Annotated in this window: 21 protein-coding genes and 1 tRNA gene; 12 read left to right on the top strand and 10 right to left on the bottom strand. The window is 67.3% G+C overall.

Annotated elements, in window-relative coordinates:
- Positions 1-32: 32 nt before the first annotated feature.
- Positions 33-749: a methyltransferase domain-containing protein gene (locus FEK34_RS03790; protein ID WP_138446477.1), complete on the bottom strand. Its 717-nt coding sequence runs from the start codon at positions 747-749 to the stop codon at positions 33-35.
- Positions 750-943: 194 nt separating this feature from the next.
- Positions 944-1,255: a hypothetical protein gene (locus FEK34_RS03785; RefSeq protein WP_138446476.1), complete on the bottom strand. Its 312-nt coding sequence runs from the start codon at positions 1,253-1,255 to the stop codon at positions 944-946.
- A 356-nt stretch (positions 1,256-1,611) separates the two neighbouring features.
- Here FEK34_RS03785 and FEK34_RS03780 point away from each other — a divergent pair, with 356 nt between their 5' ends.
- Together FEK34_RS03780 and FEK34_RS03775 are read left to right on the top strand one after the other, a co-directional pair.
- A complete protein-coding gene (locus FEK34_RS03780) occupies positions 1,612-2,484 on the top strand; it encodes a helix-turn-helix domain-containing protein (protein ID WP_171048034.1) in 873 nt (290 codons plus the stop codon).
- Complete coding sequence (locus FEK34_RS03775; RefSeq protein ID WP_138446474.1) at positions 2,481-2,687, top strand: DUF397 domain-containing protein; 207 nt, start codon at positions 2,481-2,483, stop codon at positions 2,685-2,687. The genes FEK34_RS03780 and FEK34_RS03775 overlap by 4 nt, the downstream gene beginning before the upstream one ends.
- Before the next feature lie 149 nt (positions 2,688-2,836).
- Here the strand turns inward: FEK34_RS03775 and FEK34_RS03770 are convergent.
- Positions 2,837-2,910, bottom strand: a tRNA-Ile gene (locus FEK34_RS03770).
- A 115-nt stretch (positions 2,911-3,025) separates the two neighbouring features.
- Here FEK34_RS03770 and FEK34_RS03765 point away from each other — a divergent pair.
- Positions 3,026-3,457 (top strand): nitroreductase family deazaflavin-dependent oxidoreductase, encoded by a 432-nt coding sequence (locus FEK34_RS03765; protein WP_138446473.1) that lies wholly within the window; start codon positions 3,026-3,028, stop codon positions 3,455-3,457.
- Positions 3,458-3,683: 226 nt separating this feature from the next.
- Here FEK34_RS03765 and FEK34_RS03760 read toward each other — a convergent pair whose 3' ends face one another.
- The gene (locus FEK34_RS03760; RefSeq protein WP_138446472.1) at positions 3,684-4,694 is read right to left on the bottom strand and encodes a zinc-binding dehydrogenase; all 1,011 of its coding nucleotides are present in this window, start codon (positions 4,692-4,694) and stop codon (positions 3,684-3,686) included.
- A gap of 458 nt (positions 4,695-5,152) precedes the next feature.
- Positions 5,153-5,473: a hypothetical protein gene (locus tag FEK34_RS03750; protein WP_138446471.1), complete on the bottom strand. Its 321-nt coding sequence runs from the start codon at positions 5,471-5,473 to the stop codon at positions 5,153-5,155.
- A 92-nt stretch (positions 5,474-5,565) separates the two neighbouring features.
- Between FEK34_RS03750 and FEK34_RS03745 the strand changes: the two genes are divergently transcribed.
- On the top strand, positions 5,566-6,084 hold the full coding sequence (locus FEK34_RS03745) for a hypothetical protein (protein WP_249358777.1): 519 nt from the start codon (positions 5,566-5,568) through the stop codon (positions 6,082-6,084).
- Positions 6,085-6,137: 53 nt separating this feature from the next.
- Here the strand turns inward: FEK34_RS03745 and FEK34_RS03740 are convergent, their stop codons facing one another.
- Genes FEK34_RS03740 through FEK34_RS03730 form a run of 3 tightly spaced genes read right to left on the bottom strand, consistent with a single transcriptional unit; the run spans position 6,138 to position 9,913 of the window.
- Complete coding sequence (locus FEK34_RS03740) at positions 6,138-7,910, bottom strand: SDR family oxidoreductase (RefSeq protein WP_138446470.1); 1,773 nt, start codon at positions 7,908-7,910, stop codon at positions 6,138-6,140.
- 12 nt (positions 7,911-7,922) lie between these two features.
- Entirely contained in the window at positions 7,923-8,960 is a 1,038-nt protein-coding gene (locus tag FEK34_RS03735; protein ID WP_249358817.1) for a PDR/VanB family oxidoreductase, read from the bottom strand.
- 50 nt (positions 8,961-9,010) lie between these two features.
- Complete coding sequence (locus tag FEK34_RS03730; RefSeq protein WP_138446468.1) at positions 9,011-9,913, bottom strand: metal-dependent hydrolase; 903 nt, start codon at positions 9,911-9,913, stop codon at positions 9,011-9,013.
- 215 nt (positions 9,914-10,128) lie between these two features.
- On the opposite strand from FEK34_RS03730, the gene FEK34_RS03725 reads away from it, so the two are divergent.
- Positions 10,129-11,517: a WS/DGAT/MGAT family O-acyltransferase gene (locus FEK34_RS03725; RefSeq protein WP_138446467.1), complete on the top strand. Its 1,389-nt coding sequence runs from the start codon at positions 10,129-10,131 to the stop codon at positions 11,515-11,517.
- A 54-nt stretch (positions 11,518-11,571) separates the two neighbouring features.
- On the opposite strand, the gene FEK34_RS03720 is transcribed toward FEK34_RS03725, so the two are convergent.
- Positions 11,572-12,456 carry an alpha/beta fold hydrolase gene (locus tag FEK34_RS03720; RefSeq protein WP_138446466.1) on the bottom strand — a complete coding sequence of 295 codons (885 nt, stop codon included), beginning with the start codon at positions 12,454-12,456 and terminating at the stop codon, positions 11,572-11,574.
- 214 nt (positions 12,457-12,670) lie between these two features.
- Here FEK34_RS03720 and FEK34_RS03715 point away from each other — a divergent pair, with 214 nt between their 5' ends.
- On the top strand, positions 12,671-13,411 hold the full coding sequence (locus FEK34_RS03715; RefSeq protein ID WP_138446465.1) for a glucose 1-dehydrogenase: 741 nt from the start codon (positions 12,671-12,673) through the stop codon (positions 13,409-13,411).
- A gap of 13 nt (positions 13,412-13,424) precedes the next feature.
- On the opposite strand, the gene FEK34_RS03710 is transcribed toward FEK34_RS03715, so the two are convergent.
- Positions 13,425-14,963, bottom strand: a complete 1,539-nt coding sequence (locus FEK34_RS03710; RefSeq protein ID WP_138446464.1) for an aldehyde dehydrogenase family protein — start codon at positions 14,961-14,963, stop codon at positions 13,425-13,427.
- A gap of 210 nt (positions 14,964-15,173) precedes the next feature.
- Here FEK34_RS03710 and FEK34_RS03705 point away from each other — a divergent pair, with 210 nt between their 5' ends.
- The 6 genes from FEK34_RS03705 to FEK34_RS03680 are packed head-to-tail and all read left to right on the top strand — an operon-like array spanning position 15,174 to position 20,258.
- The gene (locus FEK34_RS03705; RefSeq protein WP_138446463.1) at positions 15,174-15,629 is read left to right on the top strand and encodes a DNA-binding protein; all 456 of its coding nucleotides are present in this window, start codon (positions 15,174-15,176) and stop codon (positions 15,627-15,629) included.
- Complete coding sequence (locus FEK34_RS03700) at positions 15,626-16,126, top strand: Zn-ribbon domain-containing OB-fold protein (protein ID WP_138446462.1); 501 nt, start codon at positions 15,626-15,628, stop codon at positions 16,124-16,126. The genes FEK34_RS03705 and FEK34_RS03700 overlap by 4 nt, the downstream gene beginning before the upstream one ends.
- The gene (locus FEK34_RS03695) at positions 16,119-17,189 is read left to right on the top strand and encodes a lipid-transfer protein (protein ID WP_138446461.1); all 1,071 of its coding nucleotides are present in this window, start codon (positions 16,119-16,121) and stop codon (positions 17,187-17,189) included. The genes FEK34_RS03700 and FEK34_RS03695 overlap by 8 nt, the downstream gene beginning before the upstream one ends.
- Positions 17,186-18,340: a thiolase domain-containing protein gene (locus FEK34_RS03690; RefSeq protein ID WP_138446460.1), complete on the top strand. Its 1,155-nt coding sequence runs from the start codon at positions 17,186-17,188 to the stop codon at positions 18,338-18,340. Before FEK34_RS03695 ends, FEK34_RS03690 begins: the two co-directional genes overlap by 4 nt.
- A gap of 46 nt (positions 18,341-18,386) precedes the next feature.
- On the top strand, positions 18,387-19,586 hold the full coding sequence (locus tag FEK34_RS03685; protein ID WP_138446459.1) for a lipid-transfer protein: 1,200 nt from the start codon (positions 18,387-18,389) through the stop codon (positions 19,584-19,586).
- A 9-nt stretch (positions 19,587-19,595) separates the two neighbouring features.
- Complete coding sequence (locus FEK34_RS03680; protein ID WP_138446458.1) at positions 19,596-20,258, top strand: TetR/AcrR family transcriptional regulator; 663 nt, start codon at positions 19,596-19,598, stop codon at positions 20,256-20,258.
- Positions 20,259-20,456: the final 198 nt, after the last annotated feature.

The raw sequence follows: 20,456 nt of genomic DNA, 5'->3' as shown, positions 1-20,456 counted from the left end.
GCCCACTGTGGCACGGCGGGCGCACTTCCCGGTCACCGCTGGGGCGAGCCCTCGGTCTTTCGGCACACCAGCATTCGATGCCCGCCTACCTGGAACTCATACCTGCTGTCGACGACGCTGCCCGCTATCCCGTGGGTTCCCAGCTCGGCGATAAGCTCGTTCAGCCGCGCATACGGCTGTGACGATCCCACCGCCACCAGCGGGAAGATCCGTACCTCGTCGTGGGTGACCCGCATCAGCTCGCGGATCGCCGCGAGATGGAAGGCGTAATCGAGGTCGTCGGCGTAGCTGAACAGCAGGTGCGAGCTGAGTGCCAGGTCGAACGAATCGTCGTCGAACGGCAGCGTCGGCAGCGTGCCCGCGATATAGCGGTGCGGATTTCGGCGGATATCGGCAGCGAACCGCTGGGCCGACGTCGTCCGGCTGCGTCGATGATCAGCAGGATCGACAAAGAAGGTCCACCGGTACTGCTCGCGGTGAGCGCGCACGTAGTCGCTTCCGCGGTCCGCCTCAGTCATCGCCAGTGCTCCGAGTTCGCCGGGTGTTCGATCGAAATAGGCGATGTCGCAGGCGGTTACGTCGCCACCACCGTCGCAGACGTCGGCGGTGAACGCCGCTCCTCCGCTGGGGCAGTCGAGGATGCGGCGGGTGAGATCGGTGTCGGTGAGTGCGAACATCGCCCGGTACTCCGCTGACGAGCGGGAACTGAGCAGGATGTCGCCGAATCCTTCGGATTGGCTGGTGGTCATGGTGAGGGTCCTCGTTCTCGGGGCCGCAGGCCACCGGATGATCCTCGACGCACACACGCCTTCGACCGCCGGGGCAGACGGCCGAAACGCACAGTAATCAGGGCCGCTGAAGTAGCGGCCACCACGACTGCGCGAACATCATCACCGGACTATTAGAACACGGCGCAGTGTCCGTCTTCGGACGCCCGAGCGCATTACCGATATTCGCTGAATGCGAGGCGCGTTCCCCGGGGGACAAACCGTTTGGGATGCACAATCAGCAAGTCGCATCTGGTGAGCACGTCATTGGCGCGGTGATGAATGTGCTGCATCGTCGGCGCGACGATGACGTCGACGTTCAATGCCTTCGCTTTCACCAGTAGCCAACTCAGCGTATCGGTTTGGCATTCGACCACTGTTCGCGCTACCGAGTAGCCATACCGGGCTGCCAGGGCTCGCGCCTCCATCTCGATGCCGGAAAGGTGCCGGTCGCAGAATGACTTCTGGAGATACACAACAGCTTTCACGGGATGACCCTCCGCTCGAAGTGTGAGGGCAGCCGATAGCCGGGCTATGGAGGGGCTTCCTGCCTCCTACAGGGGACGACTCCGGCGATCCTGTGGGAGTGTCCCACCAAGCGGGGGCGTCACGATTTCGGGTCCGCTGGTGAGGTTTCCGGCTATCGGCTGCTTGGCACAGACAACCGCATGCGCGGTGCGATAGCACGCCTTCACGGGTGATCCAACAAAGTTCGCTCATATGCGCAGCAGCCATGGTCACCGCGTGTGAAAATATGCTCTATGCAGCAACTTTGGTGTCGATTCACCACGGCGACACCTCTCACCCGTCGGAGCAAGCACGTATCACCCAAAAAGGTGGACCAGTGACCAAATCGACCACGATCCTGCGGCGCCAGCTCGGTCGGCAGCTGAGAGAACTTCGCGTGGCCTCGGGCCTTCCCATCGTAGAAGCCGCACGACGCATCGAACGCGGAGCCGGAACTCTGCAACGGCTCGAAAAGGGCGAGAACCCCCGAATCCGGCTACTCGACGTGGAGGCTTTGACCAAACTGTACGACGCGCCCGAACGCCTGGAAGGACTACTGGAGCTCGCACGCCGAGCGCGTGAAGGCGAAGGCGAAGGTGGGGCATGGTGGCATGAGTACGGAGACGTTGTCCCGGATGAATTCGCGCTCTACCTCGACCTCGAGACGATCGCATCGGCCCTGAGCATCTACCGGCCCGAAGTTGTGCCCGGCTTGTTTCAGACCCCGAGGTACACAAAGGCTCTCGACTCCGCATACTTCGCGTCGGAGACCCCCGAGGAACTGGAAGAGCGGGTACGCGTGCGGCGCAACCGCCAGCGCATCATCACCCGCCGCTACGACCCAGTGGCGGTTCATCTGGTGCTGGAAGAGGCAGTGATCCGGCGCGTAATCGGCGGTCGGCGGGTCATGGCCGAACAGTTGCGGCACCTGGCCGACCAGCCGCCCAACGTAACCGTTCAAATCATCCCGTTCACGGCTCCTTTCCCCGTGGGTACCGCCGTCGGTCCGTTCGTCGTGCTCGACTTCGACGAAAGCACCGGCGAGCCATCGACCGTCTACCTCGAGGGCTACGGAACGTCCACCTACTACGAAAGGACAGGACTGGTCAAGCGGTATCGCAGCGCCTTCGCGAAACTACGAGCGGTAGCATTGAGCCCGGCAGACAGCAAGCGGCTGCTCAGAACAGCAAGTAGGGAGTACGGAGCGTGAATGCGGACCTCACTGGCGCGCGGTGGTTCAAGTCCAGCCACAGCGGTGCGGGGCATGAGTGCGTAGAAGTCGCCCACCTCGCCACCGGCATGGTCGGGGTCCGGGACTCGAAGAACCCGACCGCAGCAGCTCTGGTCTTCTCCCCGTCCGAGTGGGATGCGTTTCTTGCCGGTGCTCGCGCCGGTGAGTTCAACCGCCCATAGGCACAGTGCGAACGGGTGCCCCGCTGACACCGCATGGTGCGCGGGGCACACTCATGTGGGGGCCGATCATGAAGCTCGGCCGGTAGACGAGTAGCGAGCCGCCTGCACGGGCATAACAGAGCGATCACACGCCCTGATCAGGCTGTTTGTGGGGCGGGCGGGGCTCGAACCCGCGACCAATGGATTATGAGTCCACGGCTCTAACCGACTGAGCTACCGCCCCCGGATGCGGTGGGTCCGCAGGTGCTGGGAATGGTACCGGGTCGGGCGCGGCGTGGGCCAATCGGGATGGGGGCGTGGTTATGGTGGGGCGTTGGCGCTACTGCTGAGGGGTTGGTATGGCCGGGGTTTTCACGAAAGTGTTGCAGGCACACCAGTGGATCTATGAGCACAGCGGTGGGTGGGTGGGGCATCGGCTGCTGTTCGGGAATCCGACATTGTTGCTGCGGACTGTGGGGCGTAAGACGGGTGAGCCGCGGACTTCGGCGCTCACCTACGCGAAAGACGGGCGTGATTATCTGGTGACGGCGTCGAATGGCGGTTCGCCGCGTCCGCCGGGGTGGCTGGCGAACCTGAAGGCGCACCCGGAGTGCGAGATCCAGATCGGGCGCCGCACGATGTGGGTCAGGGCCCGGCCGACGCTGCCGGACGATCCGGAGTACGCGCGGCGCTGGGAGCTGGTGGATCGGGTGAATCAGGGCCGCTACAGCGAGTATCAGGCGCGCACGCGACGGCCGATCGCGGTGGTGGTGCTCACCCCGGCCGAATGACCGGGGCGAGCATCACCGTCTAGGCGGAGGTGGATGGTCAGTACTGACGTTCCCGTTCTCGTTCCGTGCCGGACCCCGAGCTTCGTCCGCGGTCCGGCACCGCCGCGCCGCGTGGTGGACGGCTGGCGATATGCACTACGGACGCAACGAGAATGAGGATCATGACAACTATGGCTGCGGTAAGCACGCAGGCACCATAGCCCCAGAATCCGCTACCCGCTGGTATTCATTTCGGTCGGTTTGTGTTACTCAACATCGTGCGTCCGAGAGCGCTGCGCGATTCGATGGCCGTGTGCGCCGAATTCGCCTCTTCCAGTGGAAAAGTCTGTCCGATCACCACTTCCAATCGACCGGCCGCGACTTCTTTCAGCGCACGTTCGGCCAGAGCCGACCAATCAGTCGCTTCGGACGTGATGTCGAACAGCCCGAGCACCGTGAGCCCACGGCGTTGTGCGGAATCGTTGTCCACTGCGGCGAACTCGCCTGCCGCAGATCCGTATCCGATGAACCGACCACCGTCGGCGAGCGCCTCGGCCGCCGCGCCACCGAGTTCACCACCGGCACCATCGAGTACCACCTGCACACCGGCCCCTCCGGTCGCGGCCCTGACCTCGTCCACCCAGCCGGGTTCGGAGTAGTCGACCAGGACGGCAGCGCCGAGCCGTTCGGCCAGTTCGAGCTTGGTCTTGCCGCGCGCCGCCGCGATCACCTTGGCGCCCGCGGTGCGTGCGAGTTGGGTCAGCAGCGTGCCGAGCCCGCCGGCCGCGGCGGTGATGAGCACCCATTCGCCGGATTCGATCGCAGCCCGGTCGAAGACGGCCAGCGCGGTTTTCCCGTCGTGGGCCAGCGCGACCGCCTGCTCCAGCGTGACCTCATCGGGGACTGGAGTCAGCGTGTCGACCCTGGCCAGTGATTTCTCCGCGTACCCGCCGATCGGCAACCCACCGCCGACCCCGCTGCGCGCGGTCTGGGTGCTGACCCGTCTGCCGATCCAGGAGGGGTCGACCTCGGGGCCGACGGCGACGACCACACCGGCCACTGCCCCGCCCGGGACATACGGCGGCTCGACGGGGAAGAAGTCGGTCCCCCACCCGGAGCGCAGCTTGGTGTCGAGGAACATGACGTCGGCCGCGACCACATCGACCAGGACCTCTCCGGCCCCGGGGACCGGTTCGGGCACGTCACGCACCTCGAGCACCTCTGGACCGCCGAACTTCGTGGCGTACACCGCTCGCATGACCAACCTCCATCGTTTCCGTTTCTTCGGATACGACCAGCCTCAACCCTGAAGTATGGTTCAGGTCAAGCGCAGTGTGGGAGCGGTCACGAATGCGTGCGCGGCTCAGCCACCGCCACCCCCGCAGCCACCGCCACCGCCTCCTCCCCCACCGCAGCCGCCACCACCGCCGCAGCCGGATCCGCCGGAGTCGCCACCGCCGGAGTCACCGGACCCGAAAATCCACCATCCACCCCCTGCAGCGGCCGCCGATCCCCCACTGGCGCCACGCCGAGTACCGGTCCGGCGCCTTGTTCGTGTCCGCTGGGAGTCCCTGGCGAGTTTCGCCATAGTCGATTCTTCCGAACGCCGCTGCTTCACAAGAATCACGATCGCGACTGCCGCCGCGACCGCGATCACCACCAGCGCTATCCCGATAAGCACATCCGTCATCACCATGGAGTACCCGCCCGGATCGATCAGGAACCTCCACCGCCACAACTGGATCCGCCGCCGCAGCTGTAGCCACCATCGACACTGGTGTCGGCATCACCACCACCACAACCAGGTTCGCACTCGGCACGGCTTGGCCGAGGATCGCCGCCATCACGTCCACTGCCGAACCAGCCGTTGTCGCTGGCACTCATGTCACCCACCGCCCAGCGCGCAGCGCGAGCGCTGGAAGACGAGCCGGATCGGCGTTCGCCTGTTCCAGTGACCAGCACAATGATGCCAATAATCGCGACCACGCCACCGGCCACGGCGATGGCCCAGATCAGATCCCACACAACCCCCGCCATCCCTTCACTGTATTGGCTGACACCGGGTCTCCGACAGGCCGCGACAACACCGCTGCCAAACAGCGCGTCGGCCGCCGGTCCTACACTGAACTGTGTTCGGATTCGGTAAACGCAGCATCCGGCCGGTCGATCTGTCCACGGTCGACCGCGTCGTTCGCGAGCTCGAGTTGCCCGACGCCATCTACAAGACCTGCCCCTGGCAGCCACGCGATCTCGTGGACACCGGTCTGCGCCAATGGTTGCGCTGTTGCGGCGCGGCGATGCGCGACGGTCAGGTGATCGGGATGCCGTCGCATGCGGTCGACGAGGCCTGGCACGGCTTCATTCTGTGCACCCAACTGTATGCCGAGTTCTGCACGACCGCCTACGGCCGCTTCCTGCATCACTTTCCGGAAGGCGCTGCGCCACCGTCGGACTCACCTGGATCCATGGCGGATCAACTGGGACGCACCGTGGTCGCCTGGTCGATGGTCGCGGCCCCCGGTGAGCGCTGTGTGCTCTGGGATCTGGACTCCCGGGTCGGCGTGGACCAGCCGTGGGGCATCGGCGCCGAGCGGGTCGCCGCCATCGAAGCCGAGCTCCGCCGGGCGGGAGCATCCGCGGCCGGGTGAACCGGCGGCCACGTGAGCGATGCAGTTCGCCGCCGGCTCGGCTGTCACTCGGCTCAGGTGAGCTTCACCCGCGCCGCCACGAAGCGCACCACACCGGGCGCGAATCGGCTGAGTCGGTACTGGAGCTGGGACTCCGGCGTTACCGGGACGATGCTGCGGCCACGGGCGACCGCCCGCACGATCTGCTCGGCGACCTTGTCCGGGCCGTAGTGGCGCATCCGGTAGAGGTTGTCGTAGTGCTGTTGCTTGCGCTTCTCCTCGTCGGCGTCGACACCCGAAAAGGTGGTGGTGGCAACGATATTGGTGTGCACGATGCCGGGGCAGATGGTGTGCACCTCGATTCCGCGCCCGGCGAGTTCGGCACGCAGGCAGTCGGAGAACATGAATACCGCCGATTTGCTGGTGGCGTATGCGCTGAACCCTTGCTGCGGTGAATACGCGGCCATGCTCGACAAGTTCACGATATGCCCCGCGCCGCGTTCGGCCATCGCGGGACCGAAGGCCCGGCATCCGTTGACGACACCGCCGAGATTGATCCGCAGCACCCGGTCGAACTCCGCCGAGGGGGTATCGAAGAAGTCACCCGCCTGACCGACGCCCGCATTGTTGACCAGGACGTCGGGCACACCGTGGGCTTCCAGCACCGCACGGGCGTGGTCGTTCACGGCGGCTTCGTCGGAGACATCGAGTTGGTAGGCGTGGGCGACCCCACCGGCGGTGGCCACCAGTTCGGCCGTCTCCTTGGCCGCGGCCAGGTTGATATCCGACAGCACGATCTCGGCGCCGCGACGGGCGAACGCCAGCGCGGTCTCGCGTCCGATGCCGCTGCCGCCGCCGGTGATCACCACCAGCTGATCACCGAATTCGCCTCGGCTGCGGCCGATCTCGGCGCGCCGCAGGCCACGCGGCATCGGCGCGCCTGCCAGCGTGTCGATGAGTTCGGTCGTCGCGCTCGCCAGCAGCTCCGGATGGGAGAATGGCATCCAATGCCCGGCGGGAACATCGCGCCGCCACAGTCGTGGGACCCATGTGCGCTCGTCGTCGTAGCCCGCTGGGCGAACCGCCACATCGCGTCCGGCGACGATCAGCTGCACCGGAACCTCGGTGTGCCGCTCCCGCGGCGCGAGCATGCGCGGCAGGATATTCGCGCGGTAGATCAGCAGCCCGTCGACGATGTCCTTGCGAAAGGTGTTGCCCACCGACACATTCGACGACGAGGTCTCGTTCATCAACCCCACGAACTGCCGCCAGCGACCCTCGGTGGCCAGCTGACCGAGCACGACGCGCGGCACGACCGGCGTCATGAAGAAGAACGTGTACACCGAGGAGGCCAACTGGGTCAGCGGCTGCCACACATTGCGCGGTGTCGGCCGCGACAGCCGGGCACGCACCCATTTGCCCAGGTGGTCGAGGTTGGGCCCGGAGACCGACGTGAACGAGGCAACGCGCCGCGCCGCGCCGGGTTCGCAGACCGCTTCCCAGACCTGGACCGATCCCCAGTCGTGGGCCAACACATGCACGGGCCGGTCGGGGCTGACCGCGTCGACGACCGCGAAGAAGTCCGAGGCCAGCTCCTCGAGCCGGTAGTCGGCGGTGCGCTGGGTCCGGGTGGATTCGCCGTGCCCGCGGGTGTCGTAGCTGACGACGTGGAACCGGCGTGCCAGCAGCGGCACCACCCTGTCCCACAGGTGGTGGGTGTCGGGCCAGCCGTGCACCAGCACGACGGTCTCGGCGGCCGGGTCGCCGTATTCGTGTACCGCGAGCGCGAATTCACCGTTGTGCACGGTGCGCCGGATGTGCTCCGGTTCGGTTGAACGGGTGGTCACGGGTGGTCTCCTCTACAGGTCCAGGGTCAAACGTCCACCCGCCGAACGGGATACGCAGATGAGCATCTCCCCCGCGGCCCGGTCGGCGTCGGTGAGTACGGTGTCGCGGTGATCGGGCTGTCCGGCCAGCACCCGCACCGCGCAGGTGCGGCAGAAGCCCTGACGGCACGAATACGGCCGGTCCGGCCGGGTGTCCAGCACGACGTCGAGGGCCGTCTGGTCGGCAGGCACGTCCAGCACCTCACCCGTGGAGGCGATTTCGATCTCGAAAGGCACCCCGTCGACGATCGGCGGCGGTGAGAACCGCTCGGAATGCAGTTCCACACCGGGCAGATGCCGGACCGCGTCGGCGACCAGCCCGGTCATCGGTACCGGCCCGCAACAGTAGACGGCGGTGCCGCTGGTGACGGCGGGCAGCAGTGCGTTCGCATCGGGCAGCCCGTGCTCGTCGTCGGTGCGCACGGTGACCCGGTCGCCGAAGCGCTCCACCTCGGCCAGGAACGGAATGGTGTCACGGTTGCGGCCGGTGTAGACCATGGACCAGTCCACGCCGAGCCGGTCGGCCAGCCGCATCATCGGCAGGATCGGGGTGATGCCGATGCCGCCGGCGACGAAATGCAGCCGGGTCGCGGGCGAACCGTATCCGGGGACCGCGAACGGGAAGGCGTTGCGCGGCCCGCGCACCGTGATCGGCGTGCCGACGACGAGGTCGCGGTGCACCTCGATCGAGCCACCACCACCCTCGGGGATGCGTCGGACCGCGACCCGGTATGCACTGGTATCGGCCGGATCCCCGCACAGCGAGTACTGACGCAGCCGCCCCGACGGCAGTTCAAGGTCCAGGTGCGCGCCCGGACGCCAGGCCGGCAGTTCACCTCCGTCGGGTGCGCGCAGCACCAGGCTGATCACATCGGTGTCGCGGGCCTCGATCCGGCGTTCGGCGACGACCACCCGGATCCGGCCGTCGTCGGCGTGCGGTGTGCGCGGCGTGCGATTCACCAGTGCGGCCCAGCGCAGTCGAGCCTGGACGACCGCGTCGAGCATCCGCATCGTGCGGTCGCGCGACCGTTTGCCGTAGAGATCGCCGGGCGGAGTCGTGGTCACGACGCGGCCGCCCGCGCGGCCGGGGACGCGGCCAGATAGGCGATGGCCTGTGCGGTGGATCCGACGGTTTCCGGGTTGTAGCCCGGCTTGAACGTCGACAACGCACTGCGCAGCAGCGACGGCACACCCGGTAGCGCCCCGCGCCACATCGCGGCGAAGACCGCGGGCAACAGCCGCGGATAGCCGTAATCGGGCAGTGCCGGGTCCTGGTGCACGAGGAACTTGGTGCCACGCAGGACCAGCCCGAGGAAGACCGGGAAGACCAAGATCATGAGGGCCGTCCGCCGCACATAGCCCGCGCCGAAATACACCGCGACATCGTGGGCCACGTGCCGATGCTCGACCTCTTCGGCGCCGTGCCAGCGGAACAGGTCGGCCACGCGCGGGTCGGCGTCGAACTTCTCCAGATCGGCATTGAGCACCCAGTCGCCGAGATAGGCGAAGAAGTGTTCCAGGCAGGCGATGATGGTCAGCCGTTCCACCAGCTGCTGATGGCGCGCGTTGCCCGTGTCCTCGCGCGGTCCGAGCGAGATGCGGAACAGGTATTCGGCCTGGCGCAGGTACGGCGCCGGGTCGATGCCGTGGGCGGCCAGCACCTCGTGCAGCACCTTGTCGTGGGTCTGGGCGTGCATGGCTTCCTGGCCGATGAAGCCGAGCATGGCTTCGCGCAGCTTCTCGTCCCGTACCGACGGCAGCGCCTCGGTGTAGGTGGCGCAGAACATGCGCTCGCCCTCGGGCAGGAGCAGGTTCAGGGAGTTGATCAGATGCGAGGCGATCGGCTCGGCCGGCATCCAGTGCAGCGGTGTGCTCGACCAGTCGAAACGCACATTGCGGGCATGCAGTGCCACCGGGCCCGGATCGGTGTCCGGGCGCGGGCGGCCCCGGCGAAGTAGCTTCATCGGTACTCCTCAGCGTGTCACGGCGCATCGGCGACGATCATCGTCGATCTTCCTTCACGACCGTAGCAACAGCATACACGTAGATGCGACCATGAGTTACATACAGATTCGGGACCGAGATCGCCCGGTCACAATCTGGCAATATCGGCCGCTACTGTGATCGACTTCGCGCCGAACAACCGAATTTCTAGAACACGTTCTAGTAGTCTTTTGCTATGGAACAACTCACCGGACTGGACGCCAGTTTCCTCTATCTGGAGACCGGAACCCAGCATCTCCACGTCTGCGCACTGCTGATACTCGACCCCGTCGAGGGCGCCTACTCCTTCGACGAGCTGAAGGCCGAACTCGGCCGCAGGCTGCCGCTCATTCCGCATATGCGGCGCAAGGTGCACGAGGTGCCGTTCAACCTCGACCATCCGGTCTGGGTCGACGACCCGAATTTCGACCTGGACTATCACATCCGCCGGGTCGGGCTACCCAAACCCGCCGGGCGCGCGGAGCTCGCCGACCTCATCGGCGATATCGCCAGCCGCCCGATGGACCGGGACCGGCCGCTGTGGGAGATGTCGGTCGTCGAGGGGCTCGACGACGGCAAGGTCGCGGTGATCGCCAAGTACCATCACGCCGCCGTCGACGGCATCACCGGCACGAACATGATGATGCACCTGTGCGATCTGGAACCGGGCGCCACCCGCCCCGAACCGGAGCCGTGGCAGCCCGAACCGGAACCGAGCGATCTCGAGCTGGCGGCCCGCGCACTGGTGCGGTTCCCGGGCAAAGTGGGCGTGCTCGGGATGGTGCCCAAGACCCTCGGGATGGTCGCGGGTTTCGCGCAGCGGCGGCGAAAGAACCAGGCGGGCATGGCTTTACCGTTCTCGGCGCCGCGCACCCCGTTCAACAAGGCCATCACCGCGCACCGTGCCGTCGCCTTCACCAAGGCCGATCTGGGCGCGATCAAGGAGATCAAGGCGGCCTTCGGCGTCAAGGTCAACGATGTGGTGCTCACGATCGTCGGCGGGGTGCTGCGCAACTACCTCGACAGCCATGGCGAGCTGCCGGATCGATCGCTGATCGCCTCGGTGCCGGTCTCGGTGCACGATTCCACCCGGCACACCGAAGGCATCAACAAGGTCTCGACGCTGTTCTGCCGGCTCGGCACCGATATCGCCGATCCCGAACAGCGGCTCGAGATGCTCGCCGCCACGAACGAGGAAGCGAAGAAGGAGCACGATCTGATCGGCGCCGACTTCTTGCAGGACTGGTCGAAGTACGCACCGCCCAACACCTTTCAGCTCGCCTCGCGGGTCTACTCGTCGCTGAAGCTGGCCGAGGCACATCCGGTGGTGCACAACCTGGTGGTGTCGAATGTTCCGGGTCCGCCGATGCCGCTGTATTTCCTCGGCGTCCGGGTGGACGGCATGTATCCATTCGGGCCGGTCTTCCACGGCGCGGGACTCACCGTCACCGTGCTGTCCAATTGCGGTGATCTGGACTTCGGATTCATCGCCTGCCGTGAACTGGTGCCCGATATCGGCGAGCTGGCCGATGCGGTGCCCGCCGTGATCGCCGATCTGCTGGCCGCGGCGCGAGCTCGGGGCTGATCACCGCTCCGACCGACCGCCCTGTTCGCCACCGGCGTCGAACAGGGTCGTCATTCACACCCGTGCCGCCACCGCCGCGCAGGCCTTATCGAGCACCGGCACGAACCGGTCCGCGGCGAACGCACAGGCCGTATGCCCCGCCGGAACCGGATGGATGCTCGCCCCGGGTATCGCGGCCGCCATTTCGATCTGCCGGTACACCGGAATCGCCTTGTCCTTGGTCGTGATGACCACCGCCGTCGGCACCCGCAGACTCGACAGCCATTCGGTCGCGTCGAACCGCCCGATTTCCGCGAGGATCGGGGTCAACGCCCACCCGCTGGTGCTGCGGAACTCCCCCATCGCCCAGCGGCGCAGCTGTCCGGGAACCAATGCCACCGGCAGCTCCGGCAGAGCTTCGGCCAGCCGCTCGGCCCGCCGATACGGGTAGTCGCCCAGCGCACCGGCCATGGCCGCGAAGCTGCGATGAAAGGCCCGCTCGCGCCATTTGTCCTGGAAGCGATACGGCGTCGCGCACAGCACCAGCCCGGCCACCCGCTCCGGATGACGGTGCGCGGTCAGCAGCGAGACCACACCGCCCAGCGAATAGCCAACGCTAACAAAACGTTCCAGACCCAGCGCGTCGGCCACCGCGACCACGTCGTCGGCGCAATCATCGAGCCGGAATCGTTGTGAGCGAATGCCGCGTCCGTGCCAGCGTTGATCGAAGAGCACGATCCGGTAGCGCCGGGACAAGGTTTCCAGTGCGGGGAACCAGCTGAGCATCGCGGTGCAGGCTGTGCCGTGCAGCAGAATCAGCGCCGGCGCGTCCGGCGGGCCGGGCAGGTCGACGACGTAGGTGCGTCCGCGGCCAGGCAGCTCCAGCAGGCGCCCGCCCGGGATCTCATCGATCTCGGGCACCACGAACGGACCGGTCCGCACTGATCGGTCGGTTCCCATCGCGAACCTCCAGAGGCTCATCCGCGCACATTTCTAGAACTCGTTCTACTCGATGATGCCATACCGGGCCCGCCGATCCACCGCACCCTCGGCACGAAATCATCCGGCCACCGGACCAGCCCACACGAGAGCACCCACTTCCGCGGTGAAATCCCACCCACCTTCTGTAACGTGTTTCACCAGTAGTCAGGGATAACCGAAGAGGAGATCGGCAATGGCACGGTTGACCGGCAAGGTGGCATTGATCAGCGGAGGTTCACGCGGGATGGGCGCCGCGCACGCGCGAGCGATGCTGGCCGAGGAGGCCAAGGTGGTGATCGGCGACGTCCTCGACGAGGAGGGCAAGGCGCTGGCCGAGGAGCTGGGGCCCGATATCGCCTACGTCCATCTCGACGTGCGCGAACCCGAGGACTGGCGTGCCGCCGTCGCCGCCGCGGTCGACCAGTTCGGATCGCTCAACGTGCTGGTCAACAACGCCGGCATCGCCAACGGCAACCTGATCGCCGATTTCGAGTACGCCGAATGGCAGCGGATCATCGATATCAACCTGACCGGAACCTTCCTCGGCATGCAGGCCGCCACCCCGGCCATGATCGCGGCTGGCGGCGGGTCGATGATCAACATCTCCTCGGTGGAAGGACTGCGCGGCAGCCCCGGACTGCACGGGTATGTCGCCAGCAAGTTCGGCGTGCGCGGGCTCACCAAGTCGGTCGCGCTGGAACTGGCGCCGCACGGCATCCGGGTGAATTCCATCCACCCCGGACTCATCCGTACTCCGATGACCGAGGGCATCCCGGAGGACTTCTTGCAGATCCCGCTCGGCCGCGGCGCCGATCCGGAGGAGGTCTCGGCGCTGGTCACCTATCTCGCCAGCGACGAGTCCTCGTATTCGACCGGCGCGGAGTTCGTGGTGGACGGCGGGTTGACGATCGGCGTGCCGCACAAATCGTCCTGAACCCGCCGGCCCGTCACGACATGAGCTTGCGGGCGATGGCGCTACCGAACGCCAGGTCGATCATCCGCTCCAGCGTCCGCACCGTCTTGTCGGTGTACGGGTACCAGATGTTTTCCTTCTTCAGACCCCAGCGGTCCAGCAGGACCGGCTGGGCATGGGTGAAGCCGCGCAAGGCGTCCCGGCCGTTGACGTGGCCGAGCCCGCTGTCCTTGCGCCCGCCGAACGGCGCCTCGGGCACCCCGTAGATCACCGAGGCGTCGTTGTGCACCACCGAACCGGTGCGCAGCTGCTTGGCGAGGCGGACAACGGTGTCGGGGTTCTTGCTGAACACACTGCCGCTGAGGCCGTAGGCGCAGTCGTTGGCCATGCGGACGGCCTCGTCCTCGTCGGCGACGCGCATGATCGCCACCACCGGGCCGAAGGTCTCCTCGCGCATCAGGTCCATGTCGTGGGTGACGTCGACGATCAGCGTCGGCTGGAAGAACACGCCGTCGGCGGTGTCGCTCTTGCCGCCGACCAGCACCTTGGCGCCCTTGGCCACGGCGTCGTCGACGTGCCTGGTGACGATGTCGAGCTGGCGATCCCAGAACAGCGGGCCGACATCCTTGCCGGTGCCCGGACCGTAGGTGACGGCCTCGGCCTTCTCCTTGACCTTGGAGATGAACTCGTCGGCGACGCTGTCCACCACGTAGATCCGTTCGACGCCGACGCAGACCTGCCCGGTGTTGAACATCGACAGGTACACCGCACCGGCGGCGGCGCGCTCCAGATCGGCGTCGGCGCAGACGATCATCGCGTCCTTACCGCCGAGCTCCATGGTGCACGGGATCAGCCGGGCCGCGCAGGCCGCGGCGATCTTCTTGCCGGTGGGCACGCTCCCGGTGAAGGAGATCTTGTCGATATCGCTGGCCACCAGCGCGGCGCCGGTCTCGCCGTCACCGTGGATCACCTGGACGACGTCGTCGGGAACGCCGGCCTCACGCAGCACCTTCACCGCCCACTCGCCCGAATGCGGCGTCACCTCGGAGGGTTTGAGCACCACCGCATTTCCCGCGAGCAGCGCCTGCGCGACCGGGTTGAGCGAGAGCACGAACGGTCCGTTCCACGGCGTGATCACGCCGACAACGCCCAGCGGCTGATAGTTGATGACGAGCTTCTTCAGCGGGGCGATGTAGCCGTGCAGCCGCCGCTTCTCGTCGGCGAGGTCCTTGCGCGCCCGCCCGCTCCAGTAGTTGAGGAAATCGCAGGAGGGCACGATCTCCACCGCGAGCGCCTCCACCCGCGGTTTCCCGGTTTCCGCCTGCACGGTGGCTACGATCTCGTCGCGCCGCGAGACCAGCACCTCGACCGCGCGGCGGATGATGTCAGCGCGTTCTTCGACCGGCCGCGCGGCCCATCCCGGCTGCGCCGCGCGGGCCCGGCGCACCGCCTCGGCCACGTCGTCCGCGGTGCTGACCACGATCTCGCCGACGTCGTCGCGGGTCGCCGGGTTGCTCAGGCCGAGCCTGCGGTGGCCGTCGGCCGTGGCGGGCAGGGGTTGGACTATGGCCATGGGAATCTCCTCACCCGAGGAACGCTTCTGAAACAAGTTCTACTTTCGGCGCCAGACTACGACATCGCCGACCGGCTGTACATGCCCGTCAATCAGTCGATTGAAACAACTGATTGACAGGTGGTACGCCGCTGGGTCACGATCGACTCGCGGCCCGCTCCCCCGCCGGGGCCCGACCGCCACTTCTCGGTACCAGTCGGCAGGAGCCTCATGACAGCCGAAACACCACACGACAGCCTGAATGCGCCCTACAGCCTGCAATTTCCGTTCAACCGGACGGTCGGTCCGACGGTCGGGACCTTCCTCGGCGGACTGCGCGAGGGCAGGCTCTTCGGCGCCCGGACCGACCGCGGCACCGTCCTGTGCCCGGCCGCGGAGTTCGATCCGGTGACCGCCCGAGCGACCGGTGAGCTGGTCGAGCTCGCCGCGACGGGAACGGTGCGGCATTGGACCTGGGTGCCGCAGCGCGCCGGCGACGACCTCCCACACGCCTACGCCTGGGCGTTCATCAGCATCGACGGCACCGAGGGCTGCCTGTTCCATGCCGTCGACACCGGCGGCGACCCCGCACGCATGACATCGGGCCTGCGGGTCACGCCGCGCTGGCGCGACGAGCGGGTGGGCAGCATCCGCGACATCGTCTGCTTCGAGCCGGTGGATTCATGAGCACCCGGGTGCCCGAACCCGTCACCGAGTTCACCAATCCGTTCCGGATGGACTACACCTACGTCGCGGGAGTGGGCCGTTCGGTGTTCCTGCGCGGACTCTCGCAGCGACAACTGCTGGCACGGCGCTGCCCGAGCTGCGCCCAGGTGTATCTGCCGCCGCCGGAATTCTGCTCGCGCTGCCTCACCGAGCTGTCCGAGCCGTTCGAACTGCCCGGTGACGGCACCATTTCGACCTTCTGCGTGGTGAACTTCCCGTTTCCCGGCCAGGTGTTCACCCCGCCCTACGTGGTGGCCCACATCCGGGTTCGCGGCGCCGACACCCGGTTGATGCATCTGATCCAGGAGATCGAGCCCAGCCGGGTGCGCATCGGCATGGCCGTCGAACCGGTCTGGTGCGACGACGACGAACTCGACACGTCCATGAACGCCATCCGGTACTACCGGCCCGTCCCCTCCGGCGAAACCTCCACCGGCGCAGGAGGTTCCGATGCGTGAGGTGGGCATCGTCGCCTTCGCCCAGTCGCCGTGCACGGCCGCCGACCGCCGCCACGATATGGCCGAGATCCTGCTGCCGGTGATCCGCCGCGCCCTCGACACCGCGGGTATCACCCGTGACGACGTGGACTTCTTCGCCTCCGGCAGCCACGACTTCTTCGAGGGCCGCACCTTCGCCTATATCGAATCCCTCGATGCGGTGGGCGCGTGGCCGCCGATCTCGGAATCGCATGTCGAAATGGACGCGGCGTGGGCCTTCTACGAGGCGTGGAGCTGGTTGCAGCTCGGCGAAGGCGATATCGCCGTGGTGTACGGCATCGGTCGCGGGTCCTTGCCGCAGGATCTGGATCAGGTGATGGCCGCGCAGCTGGACCCGTATTTCCTCGCGCCGTTGCGTCCGCATCGCGACGCCATCGCCGCGCTCCAAGCGGCCGCGCTCATCGAGTCCGGTGCGGTGAGCGAACGTCAACTGGCCGAGGTGGTGTCGCGCAGTCTCGCGGCGGCCGCCGATAACCCCGCCGCACAGAAGTCCGGTGAATATCCGGTAGATCAGCTGCTCGAGGCGCCCTATATCGCGTCGCCGCTCCGCGCCCACGACGTGGGACCGGCCGGTGACGCAGCGGCGGTCGTGGTGCTCGCCGCGGGTGATGCCGCGCGCAGGCTTGCCGCGCGGCCCGCGTGGGTGCGCGGCGCCGATCACCGGATGGACAGCCACTACCCGGGTACCCGCGACCTCACCCGCGCCGACACCGTCGACGCCGCCGCCACACGAGCCGCCGAGCTCGCCGGCTTCGGTCCGGCCGAGGTCGACATCGCCGAATTGCAGTGCGAATACAGCTATCAGGAACCGCTGCTGGCGCGCACGCTCGGCCTCCACAGTGCCCGGATCAATCCCGGCGGCGGCCCACTGGCCGGGCGCCCGGCCACCGCGACCGGACTGATCCGCATCGGCGAGGCCGCCCAGCACATCCTGGACGGCCGCGCCGACCGCACCCTCGCCCACGCCACCAACGGACCCGCACTCCAGCAGAACATGATCTGCCTGATGGAGGGAGATCGATGAGAACCGCGGTCATCGGCATCGGCCAGAGCAAACAGGCCAAGAAGCGCGAGGTCACCATCGGCGCGCTGGTGCGCGAATCGGTCGACGCCGCCCTGGCCGACGCCGGACTCGAACACCGCGACATCGACGCCATCGTGCTGTCGAAGACGCCGGACCTGTTCGACGGTGTGATGAATCCGGAGCTGTACCTGGCCGACGCCATGGGCGCGCGTGGGCTGCCGGTCACCCGGGTGTTCACCGGCGGCAGCGTCGGCGGGCACGCCGCGATCTACGGCGCGCATCTGGTGCAGGCCGGGCTGGCGCGCCGGGTGCTGGTGGTCGCCTATTCCAAGGAATCCGAGGGCGATTTCACCTGGGCGCTCTCGCGCGGACTGCCGTTCAGCGCCAATCTCGGTGCCGGCGCGGGCGGGCATTTCGCCCCCGTCATCCGCGAGTACATCCGCCGCTCCGGCGCGCCCGAGCACATCGGCTGGCAGGTCGCGGTCAACCATCGGCTCAACGCGACGCGCAATCCGTACGCGCACATCCAGCGCCCCGATATCACCGTGGAGGAGGTGCGGGATTCGCGGATGCTGTGGGATCCGATCCGGTATCTGGAGTCGTGCCCGTCCTCGGACGGGTCGTGCGCGGTGGTGATCGCGGGCGAAGCCGACGCCGAACACAATCCGCATCCGCCGGCCTGGATCCACGGCATGGCCTGGCGCACCGAGACCGGCCATTTCGCCGGGCGTGACGAGGTGAACCCGGAAGCGGGCAGGCAGTGCGCCGCCGAGGCCTACCGGCAGGCGGGCATCACCGACCCGGCCCGCGAGATCGATACCGCCGAGCTCTACATCCCCTACAGCTGGTACGAGCCGATGTGGCTGGAGAACATCGGGCTGGCCGAGGTCGGAAACGGCTGGAAGATGGTCGATTCCGGGCGCACCGCCTTTGACGGCGACCTGCCGATCAACCCGTCCGGCGGGGTGCTGTCGGGCAATCCCACCGGCGCCACCGGTCTGCTGCGGTTCGCCGAGGCCGCACTCCAGGTCCGCGGCACCGCGGGCGCCCATCAGGTGCCGGAGGCGAAACTCGCCATCGGTCACGCGATGGGCGGCGCCTCGCAATTCCATGCCCTGTGGGTCGTCGGCAGCGACCGGCCCGGCCTTTGATTCCCACCACATATCAACGCGCACAGCGCTTTCGAGGAGACACACCGTGAGTCAGCGAGCCTTCGTCATCGGCGTCGGGATGACGAAATTCGAGAAGATCGCCAGCCGCGACTGGCAGTACCCCGATATGGTCGCCGAGGCGGTGGGCAAGGCGCTGGCCGACGCGGGCATCGACTACGACCAGGTACAGCGGGCGGCCGTCGGCTACGTCTTCCAGCCGTCCACGGCGGGGCAGCGCGCGCTCTACGACGTGGGGCTCACCGGCATTCCGATGGTCAACGTCAACAACAACTGCGCCACCGGGTCCACCGCGCTGATGCTGGCCCGCGAATGGGTGCAGGCCGGGCTGGTGGATGTGGCGCTGGCCGTCGGCTTCGAGCAGATGACCAAGGAGGCCATGGCCGGTTCGGGCAATCCGGCGGTCACCACCATCGACCGGCATATCGCGGTTCTGAAGTCCACCAACGGTTTCGGCACCGCACCGCTGACGGCGCAGTTCTTCGGCGCAGCGGCGGCCGAGCACATGCGCCGCTACGGCACCACCCGCGAACAGCTCGCCGGGGTCGCGGTGAAGAACCACGAACATTCGACCCGCAACCCGTACGCCCAGTTCCAGGACGCCTACACCCTCGATCAGGTGCTCGGCGACAAGCCCGTGCACGATCCGCTGACCCGCTCGCAGTGCTCGCCCATGTCCGATGGTTCGGCCGCCGCGATCGTCGTCAGCGAGGCGTTCGTGCGGGAACACGGTCTGGCCGACCGCGCCGTGGAGATCCTGGGCCAGGCGCTGGCCACCGACGACACCACTTCCTTCGCCACCGAATCCATGATCGACGTGGTCGGCGCCCCGATGACGCGCAAGGCCGCCACCGAGGTCTTCGGCGCGACCGGTGTGGGAATCGACGAGGTCGATGTGATCGAACTGCACGACTGCTTCTCGATCAACGAGCTCATCACCTACGAGGCGCTCGGCATGTGCGCTCCCGGCGAATCGGGCGCGCTGATCGACTCCGGTGCGACCACCTACGGTGGACGCTGGGTGGTCAACCCGTCCGGTGGGCTGATCTCCAAGGGGCATCCGCTCGGCGCGACGGGCCTGGCCCAATGCGCCGAACTGACCTGGCAGTTGCGCGGTGAGGCAGGGTCGCGTCAGGTCGAGGGCGCCCGCCGCGCGCTCGCCCACAATCTCGGGCTCGGCGGGGCGGTGGTCGTGACGCTCTACGGCGCGCCCGGCCCACTCGATTAGGGTGCGCACGTGAGCCGAGGACTTTCGACGGAAACCGCGCCGGCCGGGCCGGATGACCCGTCGCTACCCACCGATCAGCGACTGATCCTCGCCGCCGAACGGCTGTTCGCCGAGCGCGGGATCGACGCGGTCTCGCTGCGGGCGGTGATGTCGGCGGCCGGCGCGAACGTCGCCTCGGTGCACTACCACTTCGGTTCCAAGGACGCGCTGGTCGAGGCCCTGCTCGAGCGGCGAGGCGGGCAGGTCTCGCAGCGGCGCGCCGAATTGCTGGACAGCATCGAGACTTCCGGCGATCCCACCGCGCGCACCCTTGCCGAGGCGTTCGTGCGGCCGGTGGCCGAGCAGATCGCGGCGGGCGGTACCGCGTGGGTCACCATCGTCGCGGGCATCATCGGCAGCCGCCATCCCGCGCTGGCACGGATCACCGACGGATTCGCACCGCAGGCACGCCGGTTCACCTCGCTGCTCGGTGCGATCTATCCCGACGTCCCCGCCCGGACCATTCGGTTCCGGCTGACCCAGGCGATGAGCCTGACCTTCCAGGCCCTCGGCGATCTCGACGGGTTGCGGGACATGCTCGCGCTCAGCGGAACCCGGTTGTCGCCGGAGGAAGTGCTCGAGGAACTGATCGACCTGGTGACCGCGATCCTCGCCGGACCGCCGGATCGCTGATATTCGCAGGCGTTTCGCCGCGCATCCACGATGCGAATCCATTCGGTGGGGCCGGGTTCGTTCCCATCCATGAGGACGTTGCGCCCACCTCTGAGCGACAACGGATGTCGATTGTCGCGCAGAGGTGGGCGAAAGGTACTACGCCGGGACGGCCGAACGCCCGCCCGGTGCGCGAGAGGGCGCCGATCCCGCCCCGGA

This window comes from Nocardia cyriacigeorgica (assembly GCF_005863245.1).
GTDB lineage: Bacteria > Actinomycetota > Actinomycetes > Mycobacteriales > Mycobacteriaceae > Nocardia > Nocardia cyriacigeorgica_C.
Note: the sequence above shows the minus strand (reverse complement) of the source record. Positions and strands in the feature narration are given on the sequence as shown.

What these genes read in the sequence shown, in the direction of transcription:
- FEK34_RS03790 (WP_138446477.1), bottom strand. Translation starts at nt 749, where the DNA reads ATGACCACCAGCCAATCCGAAGGATTCGGCGACATCCTGCTCAGTTCC.
- FEK34_RS03765 (WP_138446473.1), top strand. Translation starts at nt 3,026, where the DNA reads ATGGCCGGGGTTTTCACGAAAGTGTTGCAGGCACACCAGTGGATCTAT.
- FEK34_RS03760 (WP_138446472.1), bottom strand. Translation starts at nt 4,694, where the DNA reads ATGCGAGCGGTGTACGCCACGAAGTTCGGCGGTCCAGAGGTGCTCGAG.
- FEK34_RS03750 (WP_138446471.1), bottom strand. Translation starts at nt 5,473, where the DNA reads ATGGCGGGGGTTGTGTGGGATCTGATCTGGGCCATCGCCGTGGCCGGT.
- FEK34_RS03735 (WP_249358817.1), bottom strand. Translation starts at nt 8,960, where the DNA reads ATGCGGATGCTCGACGCGGTCGTCCAGGCTCGACTGCGCTGGGCCGCA.
- FEK34_RS03730 (WP_138446468.1), bottom strand. Translation starts at nt 9,913, where the DNA reads ATGAAGCTACTTCGCCGGGGCCGCCCGCGCCCGGACACCGATCCGGGC.
- FEK34_RS03725 (WP_138446467.1), top strand. Translation starts at nt 10,129, where the DNA reads ATGGAACAACTCACCGGACTGGACGCCAGTTTCCTCTATCTGGAGACC.
- FEK34_RS03720 (WP_138446466.1), bottom strand. Translation starts at nt 12,456, where the DNA reads ATGGGAACCGACCGATCAGTGCGGACCGGTCCGTTCGTGGTGCCCGAG.
- FEK34_RS03715 (WP_138446465.1), top strand. Translation starts at nt 12,671, where the DNA reads ATGGCACGGTTGACCGGCAAGGTGGCATTGATCAGCGGAGGTTCACGC.
- FEK34_RS03710 (WP_138446464.1), bottom strand. Translation starts at nt 14,963, where the DNA reads ATGGCCATAGTCCAACCCCTGCCCGCCACGGCCGACGGCCACCGCAGG.
- FEK34_RS03705 (WP_138446463.1), top strand. Translation starts at nt 15,174, where the DNA reads ATGACAGCCGAAACACCACACGACAGCCTGAATGCGCCCTACAGCCTG.
- FEK34_RS03700 (WP_138446462.1), top strand. Translation starts at nt 15,626, where the DNA reads ATGAGCACCCGGGTGCCCGAACCCGTCACCGAGTTCACCAATCCGTTC.
- FEK34_RS03695 (WP_138446461.1), top strand. Translation starts at nt 16,119, where the DNA reads ATGCGTGAGGTGGGCATCGTCGCCTTCGCCCAGTCGCCGTGCACGGCC.
- FEK34_RS03690 (WP_138446460.1), top strand. Translation starts at nt 17,186, where the DNA reads ATGAGAACCGCGGTCATCGGCATCGGCCAGAGCAAACAGGCCAAGAAG.